The sequence below is a fragment of the Oceanobacillus timonensis genome (assembly GCF_900166635.1).
Classification (GTDB): domain Bacteria; phylum Bacillota; class Bacilli; order Bacillales; family Amphibacillaceae; genus Oceanobacillus; species Oceanobacillus timonensis.
The window spans coordinates 798560-819156 of the sequence record NZ_LT800497.1 but is presented as its reverse complement, the minus strand read 5'-3'; the positions used below and the strand labels follow the sequence as shown (position 1 = coordinate 819156).

Sequence of the window (20597 nt, the reverse complement as noted above, 5' to 3'; positions counted from 1 at the left end):
AATAAAAAATTACACACATGATATATCCAAAATCTCACTCAATAAAATGATATTTCACTCTGTTAGAGTTTTTCCTTCCCCCTTAAAATGTTAATTCAAAAGAAACCGGGTTTTACAGCAAGTTTCCTCTCACTTGTAGTATTTCGATGACTTTACATTCTTAAGTGGGGACTTTACTGCAGTTTAATTCAGGATAAAACTCTACTGGTTGACCATTTCATATAATACCTAATCAAGTCTGACTTAAATGCGCTTAGATCAATGTTAACGTAAATATATTATACACAATCAATAGGACTTGTTGACATTACCTATGTTTTCTTTCTTCTTTTCAGAACATTATACCTATTTTTTTCATATAATTCCATAACAAATATCACTTAAACAATCATTTTGACGATTATATAAGTTGAATTTATGATTTTAACTTATATCCTGACACAAAGCTGATCGATAATTGTATCCTTACACTATTAATACCACCAATAAATTCTCTGACCTTGAGCGCAATTTTTCAGACATCTGGAAAAAACATTGTTAATGACAGATTCTTTCAGCCATTCCCGTAAACATTCAATGAGGTTGAGCTCTGGGCTGTAGGGAGATAAGTACACAAGGTCCAGCCGTCCTTTGTTTTCATCCAAAAATGGGCGAAGGAGTTTGGCGTGGTGAATCTGGGCATTGTCTTATATGATAACTATTTTACCGACAGGATAATGTTCGAGTGCCACAGTTAAAAATGTTAGAAAAGCAGCTGCATCAAACTTTTCTTCTTCGATGCAGCATATTTTACCAGTTTCAAAGTTCAATGTGCCAACCAGTTTTACACCTTTGTGTTGTCCATGCATTGGGATAATTCACTGCTTTCCCTTTAAAAATCATGTGCGCTGTGTAGCCTGGTAATCTCGTATCATCGGTTCATCTTTACGTATCTCTTCATTTACTAGTTTTTTTAAAGCGGGAAAGGTTGTATCTGTAAATTCTTTCTGTTTTCAGGATCTGCTTTCTCAATCGTATAAGTTGGGCGGGTATAGCTTAATCCAAGCGAGTATAAAAGAGGTAACATCCCACGCAAACTATAACTAATGTCCCTTTGGTTTTTAACAAATTGCGTAATAAGAGATAATGTCCAATTATATCTGGCAGTAAAAACGACATCTGCCGGAACTTGAGTCGATACCGTTTCTCATTGATAGCGTTAGCGTTCATAGTGACGAGAATCTGTAGCAGTTTTCATCGCTTCTTTCAATTCTTCCATCTGGCTTCGAACGTTTATAGCTTTCAAATCCTTTCAAGGTATTTTATAATCTATACCCTGTTTTAAAAACGTTGGAACCTTTAATTCAACTTATATAGTAATTAAATTTGCACTCAAATCAACAATCACATAAGCTTTGCTTTATTAAAACAATATTTTCACATAATCAACCCGGTTATCGGAAAGAAATTCAGCATTATTTGTAAATTGGATATAAATTATTGGCCTAGAACCATGTTTTACTTTTTTAGTTGTTATGTCTTCATCTTTACAATAATTTATTTTACAGTATATTAAAACTCATAAATAAAAAGTATTCTTTTCCATTAAATTTCTTTCATCATTATTTAAATTCTGAATGACTCTTTCATTATAATATTGACCAACAGTTGCTAAAATCGCATTTATAATAGTAAAACTAGAAACATGGGAATAATGGGCGGATAATGAATCTGCAGATGTTAAGAAAAAGTAGTCACTCATAGGTACAATTGGACTCTTAATACTGTCTGTGATGGAGACAACTTTTGCATGTTTTTTTGTTTTTACATATTCTATGCATTCAATTGTATGTTTGGTATAACGCGAAAAAGAAAAAGCAATAACCAGACTTTGCTCATCGGCTGTCATTAAACAATTGTCTAAATCCATTCCAGTAGATGTAATAGGCGTTACGTTCCCTAACATTCTATTCAAAGCAAACCCTAAATAATATGCGTCAGCAATAGACGAGCGAAAACCTAACGTATAGATATTTCTGGCTCCTCCAATCAACCTTATTACTTCTTCAAAATCATTCATATTCATTTTATCTATCGTAGATTGAATGTTGGAAATGTCTGTATTCACGCTTTGGCTAAAGGCATTGTGTTTGTTAATTTTATTACTCGCCATTTGTAATCTTCGGCTAGTCTGATTAAATATGAATTCTTCTTGTATCGATGATTGCATCTCCGAAAAACTCTTATACCCCAAATTACTGGCGACACGAATAACAGTTGACTCACTCACTTCAATGTTTTCACCTATTTTTGATGCTGTCATATAGGAAGACTTTTCTATATTATTGATGATATAATCCGTTACTAACTTCTGAGATTTAGTGAGCTTTATGCTGTTTTCTTTCACACGATCCAGGAATAATTTCTGAACTGAAATAGATACCCCCTCCTTGTTTACGCTCATCATTATTGGTCTTATATGAGCTTCAAAAATATTAATCAATCATTAGCTTGAAGCTCTGTAGGATAGTGAATATATATTAACATAAATGAAATAGGATATAGCTGATAGAGTCTGTCATAGTATTAGGATAGTCATCCCCCGCCCTTACTTAGCCTGCTGTAAGTTTTTGCGCTATGCTTTACTAAGATCGTAAAACATAAAAAAACAATATTCATATACTGCCAGATATTAATTATTGATATAATATTGTTATATCCCTAATAACTTCACTTACTTTCTTAATATCATCCTCTCCAATTTCACGATGTGTAACAAAGCGAACTTTATATTTCTCTAAAGCGTTAGCTAACACGCCTCTTTCTTTCAATAGCTGAGCAAATTGAACAGAATCGATGCCCAACTCCTTAACAGACAGGATGACAATATTTGATTCTATCCCCACTGAATCTATATTAAGTCCTGGAAGTGGCTCTAGCTTCCTTGCTAGTTCTTTTGCATTTTCATGATCAAAAACAAGCCGGTCTATCATTTTTTCTAAGGCAATGATTCCGGCAGCGCCAACCACTCCTGCTTGCCTTGTTCCGCCTCCTAGTGTCTTGCGCCATTTTCTAGCTTTAGCAATAACCTCTTTCTTTCCTGCTAATATGGATCCCATCGGAGCACTTAACCCCTTTGAGAGACAGAATTGAACCGTGTCTGCATACTGTGCAATTTCCTTAGGAGGAACACCTAATCCTATGGAGGCATTAAAAATTCTGGCCCCATCTAAATGAACCGAAATCCCTTGGTTATTGGCAAGCGTGTAAACATCATTCATATAACTAGTTGGCGATATTCTGCCGCCTGATCGTGCATGTGTATTTTCAAGAGCTATTAAGCTCGTTTTCGGATAATGAATATCATTTCCACGAATGGCATCTTGAATGTCATCCATTTGCATTTGACCATTTATCCCCTCTAACGTTCTTGCCTGAACACCAGCTAGAGAAGCAAGTCCACCTGTTTCATAATAAAAGAGGTGAGAGTTCTTTTCTAGGATAATTTCTTCTCCTGGTCGAGTTTGACTTAAAACAGCAACTTGATTCGCCTGTGTCCCACTTGTAAGAAACAAAGCCGCTTCTTTTCCAAGTATATTAGCTGATAATTGTTCCAGCTGGTTTATTGTTGGATCCTCGCCATATACATCGTCACCAACAAGAGCATACAGCATTGCTTCTCTCATTTCTTGCGTCGGTTTAGTAACCGTGTCACTCCTTAAATCTATTTGCATCTTAAATATCATTCCTTTCAGTGCGCTTAAAGTACAAGAAAACCATGAAAATAACTCTCCTCCCCGTTAATGGCTCTCTAATTCAAGGTAGTTAAACAGATGTTCTCAGTGCGAAAGGGGAGCAGAGTGTATATACCGATATCAGAGTTACATTGATAGTATTCAGATCGATAAATGTTTACTCTTCGATACTATTCTCGATTAAAATAGCTGTTATTATGACGACCATACAAGCCAAAAATCTTACATACAACAAAAATCAAAATCATAACTACAATACAAGCAATACCTACTGGCAAAGCCCCAAACGATACAGTGAATATTGGTATGGAAGCAGTCACTAATCCTCCGCCAGCAAACGGGCTACTAAAGGGAGATCTTAATCCATAAGCAACATACGCATCTGATTCCATCTTTGGATCTGCCATTCGTAATAGCATATACCCTACTGCGGCTACACCTGTTGAGGTGCCTAATAAAATAATGGAATGTTCAAACCAATCCTTTGCAAATATTCGAGGTCCAATATAGAAGAAAAAACCAAACATACAAAATAAAACAACTATTGACATGATTAATAACGGCCAAAAATACTCTAAAACAATCGGGATACTTATCGTTGCAACTGCCGATACAACAAGAAAATCTAGTGCCGTACCTTGAATGTTTCGAAAGGTTCCAACGTCCACCGCTTCCCATAAAGTTGTTCGTTTTAGTATCACTCCAACAATGAATCCCCCAATCAATGCTAGCGGGAAAAGCGGCATCCCTGGTACAAAAGGTTCAATGATGGTTTGCAAAATCCATCCAATAAAAATCGCTATTGATATAATCGCAACATGGAATGCATAGCCTTCAACCACTTCACTTTGAACGGTTTTAACCGATGAAGATTTCTGCTCAGATTTTGGTATAAGTCCCATTGTAGCTGAGGTTGAATCTGTAATCGTATCTTTTATGCCGATATAATTTGTATACCCTTTTCTAACTGCGTAGTTTATTAAGATGGTCCCTCCGATTATTCCAATTAATAATCCAACGGTAGCTGTCGTTAGCCCTAATGATCCACCATCTGAATAATTAAGATTTTCATATACTTCAATCATCCCTCCAGCAGTACCATGGCCTCCTGACCACCCCACCTCAACTAACGTTCCAAATAAAGGATCAATGCCAAATACCGGAGTTAAAAATAAGGCAGTTATAATCAATGGTATTCCCCATTGTAAAAAACTACTTGTCCACGAGAACACTAATTGTGGTATCGCCTGCGTCTCTTTAATCCGCTTAAAGTTTACTGTAATCCCAATTAACATTGGAGCAAAAACGATAGAGATTAAAATCGTCGCATACCCTGACCATGTATCATACATCGAAGTTGGCAATAATTTTAGTCCATGTGGACCGATTATCAAGCCAATAAAACCAGCAATGAGTGATGCAGGAATAATGAATTTTGTAAATATTTTAACTTTTAATCGGATAATAATTCCTATAAGTATAAGAATCCCTAAACAAATTGTATATATCAGTAAAGTACTAAGCGTTCCAGATTCAACACTTTCAATCGGGAGCATAGTAACATCTCCTTATCTTCAGTATATTAAAGATTTTTGCACTTTAACTCTTAAAATAGCTGAAGACCTCCTAACAACTCTAGTTTGAACATTTCGTGTTCTCCATCTCCGGGCAAGAACAACATTTATTAGCTCCATAGTACGAGTCACAGGGAGACCGTTTAAACGATGCCAAAATGTACGATTAAGCACAAACCTTATAACATTAATTTATTAATAATCCGCTTACAATATGTTTCACTACTGACTGCGCTACACATGGCCAATTAACTCACCTACTATGGAGCCGAATAGGACTATATTTCTCCAAAGAGAAATAGCTATAAACTAGCACATCGAAAAAATACATTTTTCACTTTATCTATTGAGCGTCGGATTATAACAGGAACGTATATTATTGTTCATGTTCAAACGGAACTGTCGATGCCCAATTTACGAATTATCAACCTGTTCAAGATATCTGAAGAAATCTATTCACTTACATAAAAGTAGAAGAAGCTCCCCATAAATCAAGTTCTGTTCCTATACCTTCTTTTTTTGCATTTTTATAAACCTCTTTAGCTACTGCTATATCTTGGATTCCCATTCCTACACTATTAAAATAGATAAATTCCTGTTCATTTTCCCGTCCTTCTTTTACCCCATTTACAAGTTCTCCTAATTGGGAATGAATACCACTGTCTTCAAAATCTCCATTCGCATGCATATGACTAAGCGTTTTGTTTCCTCTGCTTTTAATTTTTTCCCAATCATCGACAATCACTTTATCGGCTTTGTGAATCACATCAAATTCACATTCATGTGGTCCGACTTGAAGGTAAAGTGAACCTTGATCAATCCATTCTGATTTTATGATTGGTTCTTTTGTTACAGTTGCTGTTACGAATACATCAGACCCCACTACAGCATTTTTAGCCGAGTCACTAATGCTCATTTTTACCGATGGAATATAAGATTGCATGTCATTTATAAAACTTTTTGACCTGTCAAAATCCAAATCAAAAATCTTAACTTCTTCTAGTTGTGGCAACACGGTATTTAAAGCTAACAATACAGCTCGATTTAAAACACCTGCACCGATAAGACCAATTACTCTGGAATCTTCCTTAGCGAGATACTTTGCTGCTAAGCCATTATTTGCAGCTGTTCTCATCGAGCTAATTAGCGTCCCATCCATGACAGCTATCGGAAGGTAGGTATCCGGGGCATTCAAAATAATCGTTCCGGCTGCACGAGGAAGATTAGATTTAAATGGATTACTAGGATTACTAGATATCCATTTTATCCCTGATAAATTAAATTCTCCTCCAATGTATCCGGGCATACCATTTATACGCCCTGTTACAGCTTCAGACTCAACATTTCCCCACCTTAATACGGTTTTATCTGGTAAAACATAGTCCCCTTTTTGATGAAGAGAAAATACTTTTTCAATAATATCAATTGTTCTTTCCATATCCGCTCCGCCACACTGCTTTACTTCTTCTTGGTTCAAAAATATTAAAGGTGCGCTCATTATTAACAACCCTCTCCATAATCAAGTGATGACGTGTTATATACGTGTATTCGGGCTCCCCCATAAATCCAATTGTTTACCAATTTGTTTGAATTTTGCTTCTTCATAAATCATCTTTGCTACCGCAATATCCTGTATCCCCAAACCGACACTATTAAAATATATTTTTTCTTTATTATTTTCACGTGTTTTCTTTTCGCCGTTTACTAACTCGCCTAGACTGGCATAAACAGCACTATCACTAAGATTACCTTCCCTATGCATGATGGCAGGCGTAGACCCGCCTCTGCTTTTGATTTTTTCCCAATCATCCACAACAAACTTATCAGTTTCATAGACAACATCAAATTCACATTCATTACTTCCAAGTTGAAGATAAAGTGATCCTTGTCCGATCCATTCCGGTTTAACGATAGGCTCTTTTGATACAGTTGCTGTCACGAATACATCTGAATCTTTCACTGTGTTCTCTGCTGATTCACTAATACTCATTTGAACAGGGACAGTAGATTTCATATCATTAATAAATTGTTGCGATCTATTTTTATCCAAATCATAAATTTTTACCTTTTTTAAGTTAGGTAACACTTCATACAAAGCTAATAAAACTGTTCGATTCAAAACACCTGCACCGATGAGACCAATAACTTCAGAATCTTTTCTAGCAAGATACTTTGCTGCCAAGCCATTATTCGCAGCAGTTCTCATCGAGCTAATCAATGTCCCATCCATGACAGCTATTGGAAGGTAGGTATCAGGATCGTTCAAAATAATTGTTCCAGCTGCACGTGGTAAGTTAGCTTTAAATGGATTGCTAGGATTACTGGATATCCATTTTATCCCTGATAAATTAAATTCTCCTCCAATGTATCCGGGCATACCATTTATTCGGCCCATTATTGATTCAGAATCACCATCTCCCCACCTCAATACTGCTTTATCAGGTAAAACATAGTCCCCTTTATGATGAAGAGAAAATACTTTTTCAATAATATCAATCGTCTTTTTCATGTCTGCTCCGCCGCATTGCTTCACTTCTTCTTGGTTTAAAAATAGTAAAGGCGCATTCACTTTGCTCACCCCCTGATATTAAGAATCCAGCTCATAATTTTGTTTTCTATTAGTACCACTAATAAAATAGCTCCTCCCCTCTTTACTTTGATTTTTAGGATTCTTTTTATTTAATTTATGAAAGATTTTCATCAAGTATTCATTAATTCTGAAGATAGTCATCTCAAAGCCTGTGAAGTATTCCTGTTAATGTTGATTTACATACAGAAAGCATGATTGATTAGAAGTTTCATATCTTGAAATAACCAAAATACATAGGAATAGTTAATTTAGGAATAATTGTCTTTCTATTAGATTGTTTATCCAAATTTTTCAGTATTTAGTAAACCCGCCCAAGAAGCACTTAAAAATTAAGTAGACGTCACTATAACTGATTATTCCTCTTTTCATGCTGATTTCCTGGATACAGCTCCTCTTCTCTAGAAATAAATTTTATTTCTTTCTCAAATCAATATTTTTTTGGGCGTTAGTTAACCATAGATACGCTGCCTGCTTACGGCAATACCTTATTGAGCTGAGCATCTCTTGATTAAAGAAAGTATTTCTACTTCAGGTATACCACTTTAAAGGTTAAATAATATTTAAAGTGGAATTAACTAGATTATATTGAGCATACAGAAACACCTGAATCATATAACTTTTTGATTCAGGTGTCATTTAAAATTATTCTATTATTTAACAACGTTTTAACTCGTTTACAGATAGTTGTTCAATATAAATCAACTCGAATTAATTAATTTATCCAATATCTGCGCAACGCCATCTTTAATGTTGCTTTCTGTGATCCAATCTGCTGCTTTCTTCACATCAGGCTGTGCATTACCCATGGCCACACCATAACCTGATTCCTTAATCATAGAAATATCATTAAGACTATCTCCCACTGCAAGTACATTATCCAAGGAAATTCCCTTTAGTTTACAAACAGTTTTTAGAGCTTTCGCTTTATTCACACCTTTAGCATTGATTTCTATATTGATAAAATTAGAATTTGTCACTTCCAGTTCCTTAATCTTTATGAGCTTTTCCCAAAAGTTACGTCGCAGATTATCATTTGGTGTTTCCAATCCAAATTTTAACCATTCATAGGCGTGAAGACATTCCGGAAAACCACCTGGATAATACAAATTCTCTGTTGTCATTCCCCAATACTTTGCTTCACTCTTTGCAGCCAAATCAAATATCCATTCAATTAAATCAATTGGGATAATATGTCTTTCAATAAGTTGATTAAAATCCTTCCATATCTCCCCTCCATTAGCTGTAATAAGAAAAGAAGGATTTTCTATAATTTCAGCAAAATCTGTGACTTCATTAATAAAACGACCAGTACTTAATACAACATCAATCCCCTGCTGCTTTACCGCCTGAATCGCTTTAATATTGGCTGGAGATACTCCCCCTTTATCATCCAATAATGTGCCATCCATATCAAGCGCAATTAATTTAATATGACTCAAATTCTTAATCAACAGTTCACTCCTTTGCTAGACATATGATTCTTCCATAACATACAATAATATCCATACATAGTAGGGATTTCAAAGTTTATTGAAATGCTACATTACTCTTCACTTACCATTTTCCATGTTATTAAAAAAATATTTAGTCAATTGGTCAACTAAATATGACCTAATCCAGGATGCATTCTCTGATTCAAATATTAAGATACTTTCTTTTTCTTCAACAAGCAACGAACTGATATATTGAAGTAACTCCAAGGTCACATTATCCGGTTCCAGCGGTGCTAATTGTATTAAAAATGTTTTCGCACGTATCTCTGATCCATCCATTGCAGGGATTGTCAAAGGACTTTCTAATGAAAATATGCTAGATGAAGGTGTTAAAACTGCATCACTGCGGCAATGATATAAGGCCAAGCTTGTTTCAGGTATACCGAGGCCTGATATTTGTTGGCGATTCATAAGATTATTTACAACCGTACTAACATCCGAAATAATTCCTTTCGTTTTCAACAAAGAAATCGCTTGAAACAAAGCATCTTTAACTGTTTTACTATTGTTAAGCTGCGCAAAATGATGGTTTTCCAAAAGGGTAACAATCATAGTAGACATCTGTTTGATTCGTTCAAGTTTTGAAATAGTTGGATGAATACTTTTATTAAAATCTAGTAGTTGCTTTTCTGATGCTTTAACCGACCCACTTTTCCAAAAATCCTTTCGTTTATACTGAATTAAGTTTCGAATATCGAAAACCTCTTTTTCAGTTAAAAGCGGGCTAATTATAATATAATCTTCTTCATCTAACGGCAAAGGTATAGTTGACAGGATTAAATCATAGTCATCTATATCCAAATAGCTAAGTTCAAACAATGAAATGTTATCAATATATTTAATTTCGGCAATTTCTGATTCGATGCGGCTTGCTAACATTTTAGAGGAACCAATACCACTAGAACAAACAATCGCTGCTTTTAATCGACTTTCATATTGACGTTCGAGAGCCGAACCAAAATGAAGTGTCAAAAATCCAATTTCTGCTTCTTCAATAATAAGAGGTACAAAAATGTCATCAGCACTCTGTTTAATCATCTCAAACAGACTTCGATAATTCGAACGGATTTGGTCTAAAAGCGGATTATTAATCCCCAATTGCTGCTGAATTCGGTAAATTGAACGTTCAAGATGGGCCATTAAGCCTTGAAAAAGAAAACGGTCATCGATAAGTCGTGTATTCAACTTATAATCGATATGCTTAATCAAAGTAGTAACCTTGGCTGCCAAATCAATATTTGGTTCTTCAAAAAAGGACCCATCGTCATAGCGCAATTTTGCTCCTCGTAAATGAATAGTAATGTAACCAACTTCCTCCTCTGGCATATCAGCATTTAATTGCATAGCAATCCTTTGTGCAGTTTCATACTCCGGCGTCATTTTCATCTCGTTCAGATAATCTGAGTCAATATCAATCGTTTTCCCCTGTTTTATTCTTTCCATGGTGAGTGCAAGGTGTACCACCAAACCGATATAGGAGCTATCTGCAATAGAATACGGTAAATCACAAATAACTTCTCCCACTATTTGTTCTATAAGCTTAATTTTATCCTTACTTATCATCTCAAGCAGTCGTTTAGAAACAGTATCAACATGCCAATCTGAACTTTTTTGTAAGTTTTGTCTTAACATAGTAATAAACTTCGATTCGTCAAAGTATTGTTTAACCAATGCACTCATAGCCTGGCGTTTGTCTTGTTCTGAGCCCATAATTTGAATGCCATAATTCTGCTTGCGAACAAGATTCAAATGAAACGCTCTAACCCAATCTTCCATCTCTGTTAAATCTTTACTTATCGTGGCCATCGTTACACCAAAATCATTAGCAAACGAAATCAATTTAATAGGGAAAGATGCCTCCAAAAGCTCACCAAGAATCAGAATTCGCCTTTCAATTGTCGTTATCTCATAATCATCAATATCCTCAACCGTTGATTTCAAGGTCTCTTTTTCCTCTGCAGAGCCCTGTATCTGTATGCCCTTCCCGGGTTCTGTATAAAGACTAAGATGAAATTGTTTCAATAAGCTTTCCATTCCCTCTAGGTCTCTATAAATCGTCCGGGAGCTAACCTCTAATGTTTCTGCAATACTTTTTACAGTAACCAGATTATTTTGACCATCTAGGAGCATATCTAAAATTCGCTTTTCTCTTGCTGAAATATACAAGCACCACCCCTCCCAAATTCGTATACAAATGAATTCAGGTTATTTAAATTCGTTTTATTACTTATTCACACCCTAAATACTATATTAACGAAAAGTATTTTATCTTTTTCATTATTTAGAAAAAAGGTGTATAATTATCGTCCAAATAAACTTTTTTATTCTAAGTTTGCATGTCGCGCAAGCATTTGTTCATCCGATTGTTCCGTCTGTTCTTTCAAATCCATGATGACACTATCATAAATAAGCCATACCAACTGCTCAAACGAAGATCCTAAAGGTTGAATCGAAGTTGTCTTATCCGATTTATTATTTGACTTTGCTGTTACGCCAGGTACTTTAATAATCGTTTGAGCTTGTTTTCCAACAGAATTCTCAGGAAAAATGGTGACAGTAGCAATATCAGCACCTTTTTCATTAGCTTTTTCAGCCATTGATACCAGGCTTTTTGTCTCGCCCGATCCTGATCCAATAATTAATAAATCTCCTCGTCCTATTGATGGTGTTGTTGGTTCGCCCACAAAATAAACCATAAAACCTAAATGCATCAATCTATTGGAAAATGCTCGAGCTACAAATCCTGAACGGCCAACACCTGCTACAAAAATACGATTAGCATTCAAAATAGCTTGGCTAAATTGCTGAATCTGTTTTTGTTCAATACTCTTTGCGTCTTCCTTGAGTTCTTTAATAATGGCTAATAAATTTTCTGGTTGAGACATTTTATTTTTCTCCTTTCCCCATAGCTTCTTTAATTACTTTAGCTTCCGTTGATGGATTTTCAGCATGCGTAATGCCAGTTCCTACAATAATAACGTCAGGCTGATAAGAAACATAGCTATTCACCGTGTGGCTATTAATTCCACCTGCTACAGAAACCTTTGCTTTTGCTACGTTTTCACTTATAATTTTTAAATCGTCAATCGGATGCCTTCCTATGGATTGTTGGTCAGCACCAGTATGCACCGCAATATACTGAGCATTAATGCTTTCCATTTCATGCACTATTTTCGGCAAATCTTCAACACAAATCATGTCGACAACCATCTGCTTGCTATGTTTGTCAGCTGCTTTCATCACCCCTTTTGCTGTTAATATGTCTGTTACGCCTAATACCGTTACATAATCAGCGCCAGCATCATAGGCCATATCAGCTTCAAGATAACCGCCGTCCATAATTTTTAAATCTGCTAATATTTCTTTTTCGGGAAAATATCGCTTGAACTCTCGAACACCTCTCATCCCTTCCCGCATGATTAAAGGTGTACCAATTTCAATAATATCAACGTTTTCCCTAACTTTTTCTGCCATTAAAAGTGAGTCAACTAATGTCATATCATCTAAAGCTAATTGTAATTTCATTTCTGTTTTCTCTCCTTGTTATTTATTTTGTATAAGATTATGAAAATGTGATAAAACGTTGGTATACGTTTTTGAATTCTTATCAATCTTTGTATAATGAAGAACAGCTTGTTCAATACCGTTATCATTAATATAATCATTCATTTCGACAGCCTGGCTGTCTTCTGGATTTTTAAACAGTAATGCAGCCGCAATGCCTCTACACAAATAGGTATTTTCCATCCCAAACTTTTCGCATTGCAAAGCTGGCGCTACTAAACGATCAGTCGAGTCCAATTTACGAATGGGGGAACGGGCAACGCGTGTAATTGGATCTTGAATACCTTCAGTCATAAATCGACCTAACACAAACTGAATATAATCTTCTAAATCTTTCTTGCCGAAATTATATTTAGCCAAAAGCATGTCAGCCGATTCATGAACTGCCGCTAACACCTGCTGATAAATAGTCTTATCTGCCAAAGCATCCTGAACATTATCATAACCTTTAAGATAGCCCATATATGCAGCATACGCATGACTACAATTCGTTATATATAACTTCCGCTCTAGAAATTTATGCAAATTATCTGTATATATCGCCCCTTTAATCGGTTCAGAATTCGGGTTTGCCAATTTGTCTCTTTCAATGACTAACTCATAGTTTTTCCCAATATCAACAGCTCTTTTGCCATCTACCAATTTTCCAAACACCATCCGGTCAACCGCTGCATTAGGAAAACTAGCAATTCGATTTAGCTCTTGCTCTGTGATATCAACACCGCAATTTAAAATTTCCCGTTTCAACATATCTGTAGCAAATAGCGCATTTTCACATGCAATCACGTTAATTTTCTGATCAGTCTTTGCCATTCTTTGTTTTAGTCCTTTTGCCAATATATGGGCAATTTTGGGCAAGTTATCAGCCCAAACGGAAGTTGTCACGATTGTACCATTGACAATCATATCGATAACGCATTGCTCATCCTCCACAGGAGAAATCGCCTGGACATAATCAATCACTTTCTTTTCATAGTTATTATCAATCAGATATAAGTCATAACTATTTGTTTCGTTAATTTGTTTAACTAATTGCTTGGATACCTCAACAAACGTGACTTGATACCCTGTAGCATGAAGTAAGTCGCCGATAAAACCTCTACCAATTACACCCGCACCAAAATGAACTGCATTATTCATTCTATTGCCTCCAATAAATTCATAATATCTTCCTTAGAGGACGCTCGTCTCATTTTTTCGATATTTTCTCCTTCTGCACACACTAAAGCAATATTACTCAAAATATCCAAATGCTCATCACCTTTTCCTGCAATACCTATAATGACGTAAGCTTTTTTCCCTTCTCCAAAACTGACACCTTTCGGTACTTGAATAAATGAAATTCCTGATTGAATAATTTTATTCTGCGAGTCTTCAACACCATGCGGTATGGAGACATGATTTCCAATATAAGTGGATGTTACCTCTTCTCGTTTTAGCATGTCATCAATATACGCTGTGTTCACATAACCGTGATCAACTAGAATCTGCCCCGCTGCTTTAATGGCTTCTTTTTTATCTGTAAACGATGCATTTAAAATAATATTTTTCTCGTTAAATATCTTTTTCATAATACTGAATAGCTCCTTTAAATACACTTTTTCCTCACTAACTGTTTGATTACTATAATTTTATTAGTAAACACTAATAATGTTATTCTATAAAACTTTATTCTCTAGATGCTTCGATATCCTGTATGATATTGTCATACTCATCATTGTTTAAAAAGTCTTTAATGGGAACAACTGGAATATCTTTATTAGGCGACATCTGTTTAGCTCGATCTTCTAATATTTTATTAGTTATGATTAAATCGACATCATTTGGAATCGAATTGACGGTAACACTGTCAACATCAACATCTAGCTTGGCCTTTTCCACCTTTTTCCGCAAAATAGAGGCTCCCATGACACTTGATCCCATTCCAGCATCGCAAGCGATTACAATTTTATTAATCGTTTTCCCTTCAAGGTTCTCTTTCAAATTTTCTTTTTCTCTCTCATAATTATCACTATCAACAGTATCTTCTGTTTCTTCATTTGATTTACTTTCATTATTTTCTTCTAAATCTATAGATTCTCCACCTTCAGTTTGCCCGTTACTTTTTGCTTTATCTCTTTTTAATATAAAGGCAACAACAACAAATGAAGCAGCCGCTGAAACAGTATACGCTAGTATATTGGTAATCATAGCACTCTGGGGTGACATTAAGATTAATGAAATGATACTACCTGGCGAAACCGGCCCTGTTGTCCCACCATTAAACAATCCTAGTACAAGAAGAGCGAGCCCATTTCCAATAATCGGACCTAATATAACGCTTGGTTTCATTAATGCAAATGGAAAAGCTACTTCACCTATACCGCCAAACAGTTGAATTGGACTAGCTGCTGCTGCTGATCGTTTCGTTACGCTCCCTTTAGCAAAGATACTGAAAGCAAGTACGACACCAAACCAGTTACCGCCGTTTCCTTCTACTAAAAATAATACTGATTTACCTACATCCTGCACTTGCTCAATACCTAGTGGAATCATAATGCCGTGGTTAACCGCATTGTTAAGAAATAATACTTGAGCAGGTGCAACGAAAATACTTGCTAATGGAAGTAATTGCTCTTCCATTACCCATTCAACCCCATTAGATAGAATAGTAAGTATGAACGTAAATATCGGATTGACAATAATGAAACCGACTACCATTAACAATGCGCCAATAATACCTAGAGAGAAAGTATCCATTAACATTTCTAACCCAGGTTTTATCTTTCTTTTTAGTATAGGATCTAATTTTTTAAAGATTAAAGCTGATAAAGGCCCCATGACCATACCGCCGATTAACATGGTAATATCTGCTCCAATAATAACGCCAATTGTTCCTAGCGCACCGGCTACACCCCCACGTTTTCCATATACGTTAAATCCACCTGTATACCCAAGTAACAATGGAAGCATATAAGTCATCGTGGGATCTACCAGTTCGGCAAGATGTTCATTCGGAATCCAGCCATCAGGTATGAATAATGCTGTCAACAGTCCCCAAGCAATAAAGGCACCAATGTTTGGAATAACCATTGAACTTAGAAAATTACCCATCTTTTGGATTTTAGCCTTTAGCGATCCCTTTTGTTCTTTATCTTGAAGCGTGGCATCCATTTTTAAACCCCTTTCATATGAAATTGAACTGTTCTATAAAACAAGTTCTATCTTTATGCTATTACAGCCTAATTGCCCATTCAATCTATATAAAAGGCAATCTTGTCATAAAAATGATTGACATACGTTAATTATAAAAATATCCAATTTTTACTTTTATAATTTACTTATGAAAAATAATATTAGAGAAATTGTTGATTTAATGAATGACTAAATCAATATTTTCAGATATTTCGCTCAACACAGAAACTCCCTTGAGATTTCATATGGAGAAATCTCAAGGGAGTTTCTATTTAAATGAGCAGGTTTTAATATCTACAAACAGACAATATTTCATTTTATATGATTAACATATAGTTTTTTCCACCCTACTCCCCACCATTATAATTATCATAAGATATAGCAGGAATATTATTGTTAATTTTCCGATTAATAGAAACAACATGTTATTCAAAGAACGATTGACGTATGGACAAGAAATTTTAATCATGTGAAACGGTTTTATGATTATGGAAGTACTATTCGGAAAGTAATGTACACCACGAATGAAGTAGAAAGCATTCATTACAATTTTCGAAAAGCAACAAAAAGAGCATTCTCTAATGAGAATGCCCAGTAGAAAGTATTTTTTTACGAATTAGAGAACTGGAATCCAAGTAGCAAGTCGATTATATCCCAAACTGGATAATGGTTATAAACCAGCTTCTTCTTCATGATGGGTTAAAAGATAGGGTGTTAAAGTACCTTGAATAATTAGAAACTTACACACTTTATTTGACAAACCTTGAAAACTTCTTTTCTAGTGTCCAATTTCGTGACACAAATCATAATCAATTAAACACAGTTACCCTGCCAATTCCCTAATCTGAGCAATTTTTTCTTCAGAAAATAATTGGTCAAAACTACCATCAACTCGAACACCTGCACCGAAATGGAGGGCATCCGACTGAACAGTTTTATGAAAAATATCTATTTTATCCGGACACAAGCCGCTTCCAGGCATAATGGCTAGACTACTATTCTTAGTATATGATACCAAATCAGCAAGACGTTCAATAGCATCTGTTGCCTTATCTTTCCCACCAGAAGTAAGTATCGTTTTTATTTTTTTATATTTTAAAAGCACTTCTAGCGCAACAAATTGATCATTTACTTCATCAAATGCCCGGTGGAAAGTAACTTCCATTCTATCTTCAGCATTCAGTAAACAGTGTAATTGGCCCTCATTAATGACACCATTCTCTGTTAACGTACCTATAACAATCCCATTTGCACCAGCCTGCTTAATAGCACGAATATCTCTTAACATCACATCAATATCCACATCACTGTATACGAATGATTTTCCATGCGGTCGTACCATGACATTGATAGGTATATCCACCGCATCTACAGCAGCTTCAACAACGCCAATACTGGGGGTCAAGCCGCCTTCCGCCATCTCAGCACATAATTCAACTCTGTCAGCACCAGTATTTTCAGCATCTATCACATCATTTACACTTGTCCCGATTACTTCAATTAACAATTTATATTCCACCTTTTTTCGCTTCAAATAATACCATTTCATATAATAACCGTACCCCGTATCCAGATGCACCAGCAGTGTAATAACTTTGTATTTTATGCGGTGTCATTCTGTTTGCCATATCAATATGTACCCATTTATTCGTATCATCCATAAATTGTTTCAAAAATAATGCCGCCATAATAGAGCCGCCGTACGGCGTGTTACTCATATTATTCACATCTGCGACATCGGTTTGCAAATGTAACATGTAATCTTCGTATACAGGCAATGGCCATACGTAATCTCCACAATCCTCGCCCAATTGTTTGTAGTCCCATAAAGCTGATTCATCATTACTAAAAATACCAGCTGCTTTTAAACCAAGTGCCCCACCGATACTGCCAGTTAACGTAGCAATATCAATCACTTTTTTCGCACCAAGCACTTCCTGGGCATACAGCATGCCATCTGCCAAAATTAACCTTCCCTCAGCATCTGTATTACCGATTTCTACATGAATACCATTCCGGTAACGTATCACATCAGAGGGAAGCATTGCGTTACCATCCGCCAGATTTTGCACCATTGGTATAACTGCTACAATATTAACTTGAGTTTTAGATTTTTCCAGTAATTTCATTGCCCCAGCCACAGCCGCAGAACCAGCCATATCCATTTTCATCTCACCAATATCGCTACCTGACTTGGCATTGATACCGCCTGAATCAAATGTTACTCCTTTTCCAACCAGTGCTATTTTTTCTTTTTGTTCTGCACGATTCAAAGTTAAAACTACTAACTTTGGTGGATTGCTGCTTCCTTTTGCAACAGCATGAATACCTGGAAAGTCTATCTCTAACAAGGTTTCATCTTCTATAATTTCTACTTTGACATCTGTTTCAGCAAATTCTTGTCTTAATTTTTCTGCATAAACCGTCGGCGTTAATTTGTTTGCAGGCTCATTACAAAGGTCACGTGTAAAATGAACCGCATTTGCCTTATCTTGTGCTATTTGATTCAAATTCTCAAAATTTTCTTCTTCAGAAACTAGCTGCAACACAGGTAGTGGATGACTTTCCTTTTGATAAGTTATAAATTGGTATGCTGCCAAATGCCATCCTTCCATAAAGCACTGGATAACTTCTTGTTTATTTAATTTACCAGACTGCAAAACTATTGAAGAAAAGTCAATCTGTATTTGGTCACTTGACAATTTTGCCAGCTCTTTCCACGCAAAACCACCAAGTAAGCGAATATCTTCAAAACTAAGCAATGATATTCCCAGCCCTAAATAGCAATACATTTGATTTTCTTTTTGCAATAATCCTATCTGACCAAATTTCAATTCTTTTATAAATGTTTCTTCTTTTTTTACAGGTACAATATGAATCTGCATTTTTAGACTCCTCGCCTTGAGCTCTAATTTATAACAACGATGGCCTGCATAATTTATAATATTCTCTATAAATTATGCAGGGACCCAAGTAAAATTATCTCATTATTCTTCTATACGGTAATCAAGCTTATCATAAGGAAACATCGGTCTCATAATACGTTTATATGATCGAGTTTGTTCAATCTCCTGATTAGTAGGACCTTCTGTTAAAGACATAATACAAAAAGGTGAAATACCTTTAAAATCCGGAGAGATATATCCTTGTTTTACAACGAACAGATCAAAATCTTCTATATTAATATTAGAATCCTCAAATTGTGATAAATCTGTATAACTCAATGATTCCCCTTCAACTACTACACTAATAGGTTTATCATCAATTTTAACTGTAATAGCTTTGCCCATATCGGAGTTAATTTCATATCGACTATTCACGACACCAACGGATGTAATAGTACCCGTGATGTAAACGGGTTTAGATAATTCGTCCATGTCCATGCCCAAATCAAATTTCACATGTGTACCAACTTCTTTACCTAGCAAATCCGTATAACTGTCTTTATCAATGACACCAGCAACAAGGATATTTTTTTCATTATAATCTTGCTTTTCCATCAACTGGCGCAAAATAAAGTTACTGTAACCATCACCGCCAGCACCACAGTTATCTCCAGAATCAGTTACAAAAACAGGCTTACCATCATATTCAATAGCTCTTTGTAATGCTTCTTGAGGTTGATCAACAATACCGTGGTAATGGAACTGGAATCTTCTCGCTACAACAAAATCATAAATATTATCCGCAACTTCATTAGCATAGTCCAAATATTTATCATCATTTGGTACTACTGTAATCGAGCACCCTAATTTATCACCATCTTGTTCCAAATAACCAATATGAAACGATGCAGAAAGAATTCTTGAATCAGATTCTGCCTCGTCTAAATAATGATTAATCGATACCATTGGTTCATCAGTTGATACAGCTCTTTCACCGCCAATCATAATAGGTACTTTCCGATATACAGGTGTTATACTTCTTCTATTTTGTAATAAATCAACCAACATTTTTGCCGTAATGCGATGAGTTTCTACTACGTCTGTATGTGGAGAATGCCTGTATGTTCTTACAATCGTCGTATTATCAACCAAATTCTGTGATAAGTTTCCATGAGGGTCCATCACGACAGCAATTGGCATGTATGGCCCTGTAATTTTACGAATCTCCTGTAGTATCTTATGTTCCGCAGAATTTCCTTCTAAATCCAACACTTTACTTGCCCCATGCAAATAGAGAAAAATCCCATCAATTTCATGTAGATGCTCTTTTACTTTCACAGTCATTCTGTGTAAAATAAAATCAAACGCATCCTTCGTAATTAAACCGCCTGGATGTCCATTCGCATATAGACTTGACACCAGCTCGATTCCCGCATCTTCAAAAATATCTCTTACATTCATCGCATTAATAGAGTCTTTTCCATATCTAAACACAAAGTTCTCAAAATCCATATTCTGATAGGAAAATTCATTAGATTCTGAATTGAAATGACCGGTCAATACTTTCATGTTATATCCTCTCC

The 20597-nt window shown here is 35.6% G+C and carries 17 protein-coding genes and 2 pseudogenes; 1 reads left to right on the top strand and 18 read right to left on the bottom strand.

Features of this window, described 5'->3' with window-relative positions:
- Positions 1-473: 473 nt before the first annotated feature.
- The 15 genes and pseudogenes from B7E05_RS22645 to B7E05_RS04095 form a co-directional block, all read right to left on the bottom strand.
- Complete coding sequence (locus tag B7E05_RS22645) at positions 474-674, bottom strand: transposase (protein ID WP_080872746.1); 201 nt, start codon at positions 672-674, stop codon at positions 474-476.
- A gap of 12 nt (positions 675-686) precedes the next feature.
- Entirely contained in the window at positions 687-848 is a 162-nt protein-coding gene (locus B7E05_RS22040; protein ID WP_179134459.1) for a hypothetical protein, read from the bottom strand.
- A 104-nt stretch (positions 849-952) separates the two neighbouring features.
- Positions 953-1123, bottom strand: a pseudogene (locus B7E05_RS22640) (winged helix-turn-helix domain-containing protein); the annotation flags it as partial.
- 435 nt (positions 1124-1558) lie between these two features.
- Positions 1559-2443, bottom strand: a complete 885-nt coding sequence (locus B7E05_RS04150; protein WP_179134458.1) for a MurR/RpiR family transcriptional regulator — start codon at positions 2441-2443, stop codon at positions 1559-1561.
- 232 nt (positions 2444-2675) lie between these two features.
- Positions 2676-3713, bottom strand: coding sequence for a low-specificity L-threonine aldolase (gene ltaE / locus B7E05_RS04145; protein ID WP_080872742.1), 1038 nt, complete (start codon positions 3711-3713; stop codon positions 2676-2678).
- 191 nt (positions 3714-3904) lie between these two features.
- A complete protein-coding gene (locus B7E05_RS04140) occupies positions 3905-5290 on the bottom strand; it encodes a sodium/glutamate symporter (protein ID WP_080872740.1) in 1386 nt (461 codons plus the stop codon).
- A gap of 478 nt (positions 5291-5768) precedes the next feature.
- On the bottom strand, positions 5769-6806 hold the full coding sequence (locus B7E05_RS04135) for an ornithine cyclodeaminase family protein (RefSeq protein WP_080872739.1): 1038 nt from the start codon (positions 6804-6806) through the stop codon (positions 5769-5771).
- Positions 6807-6842: 36 nt separating this feature from the next.
- Positions 6843-7877, bottom strand: a complete 1035-nt coding sequence (locus tag B7E05_RS04130) for a hypothetical protein (RefSeq protein ID WP_218672692.1) — start codon at positions 7875-7877, stop codon at positions 6843-6845.
- A 719-nt stretch (positions 7878-8596) separates the two neighbouring features.
- Positions 8597-9346 carry an HAD family hydrolase gene (locus tag B7E05_RS04125; protein ID WP_281252496.1) on the bottom strand — a complete coding sequence of 250 codons (750 nt, stop codon included), beginning with the start codon at positions 9344-9346 and terminating at the stop codon, positions 8597-8599.
- Between the two features lie 102 nt (positions 9347-9448).
- The gene (locus B7E05_RS04120; protein WP_080872736.1) at positions 9449-11557 is read right to left on the bottom strand and encodes a BglG family transcription antiterminator; all 2109 of its coding nucleotides are present in this window, start codon (positions 11555-11557) and stop codon (positions 9449-9451) included.
- Between the two features lie 155 nt (positions 11558-11712).
- A complete protein-coding gene (gene hxlB / locus B7E05_RS04115; protein ID WP_080872735.1) occupies positions 11713-12276 on the bottom strand; it encodes a 6-phospho-3-hexuloisomerase in 564 nt (187 codons plus the stop codon).
- A 1-nt stretch (position 12277) separates the two neighbouring features.
- Positions 12278-12916: a 3-hexulose-6-phosphate synthase gene (hxlA, locus tag B7E05_RS04110; protein ID WP_080872734.1), complete on the bottom strand. Its 639-nt coding sequence runs from the start codon at positions 12914-12916 to the stop codon at positions 12278-12280.
- An 18-nt stretch (positions 12917-12934) separates the two neighbouring features.
- Positions 12935-14095 carry a mannitol-1-phosphate 5-dehydrogenase gene (locus tag B7E05_RS04105; RefSeq protein ID WP_080872732.1) on the bottom strand — a complete coding sequence of 387 codons (1161 nt, stop codon included), beginning with the start codon at positions 14093-14095 and terminating at the stop codon, positions 12935-12937.
- Positions 14092-14526, bottom strand: a complete 435-nt coding sequence (locus B7E05_RS04100) for a PTS mannitol transporter subunit IIA (RefSeq protein WP_080872731.1) — start codon at positions 14524-14526, stop codon at positions 14092-14094. Before B7E05_RS04100 ends, B7E05_RS04105 begins: the two co-directional genes overlap by 4 nt.
- Before the next feature lie 97 nt (positions 14527-14623).
- Complete coding sequence (locus B7E05_RS04095; protein ID WP_080872729.1) at positions 14624-16108, bottom strand: PTS transporter subunit EIIC; 1485 nt, start codon at positions 16106-16108, stop codon at positions 14624-14626.
- 460 nt (positions 16109-16568) lie between these two features.
- Here B7E05_RS04095 and B7E05_RS22350 point away from each other — a divergent pair.
- Positions 16569-16861, top strand: a pseudogene (locus B7E05_RS22350) (transposase); the annotation flags it as partial.
- A 91-nt stretch (positions 16862-16952) separates the two neighbouring features.
- On the opposite strand, the gene B7E05_RS04085 reads toward B7E05_RS22350, so the two are convergent.
- The 3 genes from B7E05_RS04085 to B7E05_RS04075 all read right to left on the bottom strand — a co-directional run bounded on the left by B7E05_RS04085 (position 16953) and on the right by B7E05_RS04075 (position 20583).
- On the bottom strand, positions 16953-17636 hold the full coding sequence (locus B7E05_RS04085) for a copper homeostasis protein CutC (protein ID WP_179134457.1): 684 nt from the start codon (positions 17634-17636) through the stop codon (positions 16953-16955).
- 1 nt (position 17637) lies between these two features.
- Positions 17638-19014 carry a leucyl aminopeptidase family protein gene (locus B7E05_RS04080; protein WP_080872727.1) on the bottom strand — a complete coding sequence of 459 codons (1377 nt, stop codon included), beginning with the start codon at positions 19012-19014 and terminating at the stop codon, positions 17638-17640.
- Positions 19015-19116: 102 nt separating this feature from the next.
- Positions 19117-20583, bottom strand: coding sequence for a M81 family metallopeptidase (locus tag B7E05_RS04075; RefSeq protein WP_080872725.1), 1467 nt, complete (start codon positions 20581-20583; stop codon positions 19117-19119).
- Positions 20584-20597 lie beyond the last annotated feature (14 nt).

What these genes read in the sequence shown, in the direction of transcription:
- B7E05_RS22040 (WP_179134459.1), bottom strand. Translation starts at nt 848, where the DNA reads ATGCATGGACAACACAAAGGTGTAAAACTGGTTGGCACATTGAACTTT.
- B7E05_RS04150 (WP_179134458.1), bottom strand. Translation starts at nt 2,443, where the DNA reads ATGAGCGTAAACAAGGAGGGGGTATCTATTTCAGTTCAGAAATTATTC.
- ltaE (WP_080872742.1), bottom strand. Translation starts at nt 3,713, where the DNA reads ATGCAAATAGATTTAAGGAGTGACACGGTTACTAAACCGACGCAAGAA.
- B7E05_RS04140 (WP_080872740.1), bottom strand. Translation starts at nt 5,290, where the DNA reads ATGCTCCCGATTGAAAGTGTTGAATCTGGAACGCTTAGTACTTTACTG.
- B7E05_RS04135 (WP_080872739.1), bottom strand. Translation starts at nt 6,806, where the DNA reads ATGAGCGCACCTTTAATATTTTTGAACCAAGAAGAAGTAAAGCAGTGT.
- hxlB (WP_080872735.1), bottom strand. Translation starts at nt 12,276, where the DNA reads ATGTCTCAACCAGAAAATTTATTAGCCATTATTAAAGAACTCAAGGAA.
- hxlA (WP_080872734.1), bottom strand. Translation starts at nt 12,916, where the DNA reads ATGAAATTACAATTAGCTTTAGATGATATGACATTAGTTGACTCACTT.
- B7E05_RS04105 (WP_080872732.1), bottom strand. Translation starts at nt 14,095, where the DNA reads ATGAATAATGCAGTTCATTTTGGTGCGGGTGTAATTGGTAGAGGTTTT.
- B7E05_RS04100 (WP_080872731.1), bottom strand. Translation starts at nt 14,526, where the DNA reads ATGAAAAAGATATTTAACGAGAAAAATATTATTTTAAATGCATCGTTT.
- B7E05_RS04095 (WP_080872729.1), bottom strand. Translation starts at nt 16,108, where the DNA reads ATGGATGCCACGCTTCAAGATAAAGAACAAAAGGGATCGCTAAAGGCT.
- B7E05_RS04080 (WP_080872727.1), bottom strand. Translation starts at nt 19,014, where the DNA reads ATGCAGATTCATATTGTACCTGTAAAAAAAGAAGAAACATTTATAAAA.
- B7E05_RS04075 (WP_080872725.1), bottom strand. Translation starts at nt 20,583, where the DNA reads ATGAAAGTATTGACCGGTCATTTCAATTCAGAATCTAATGAATTTTCC.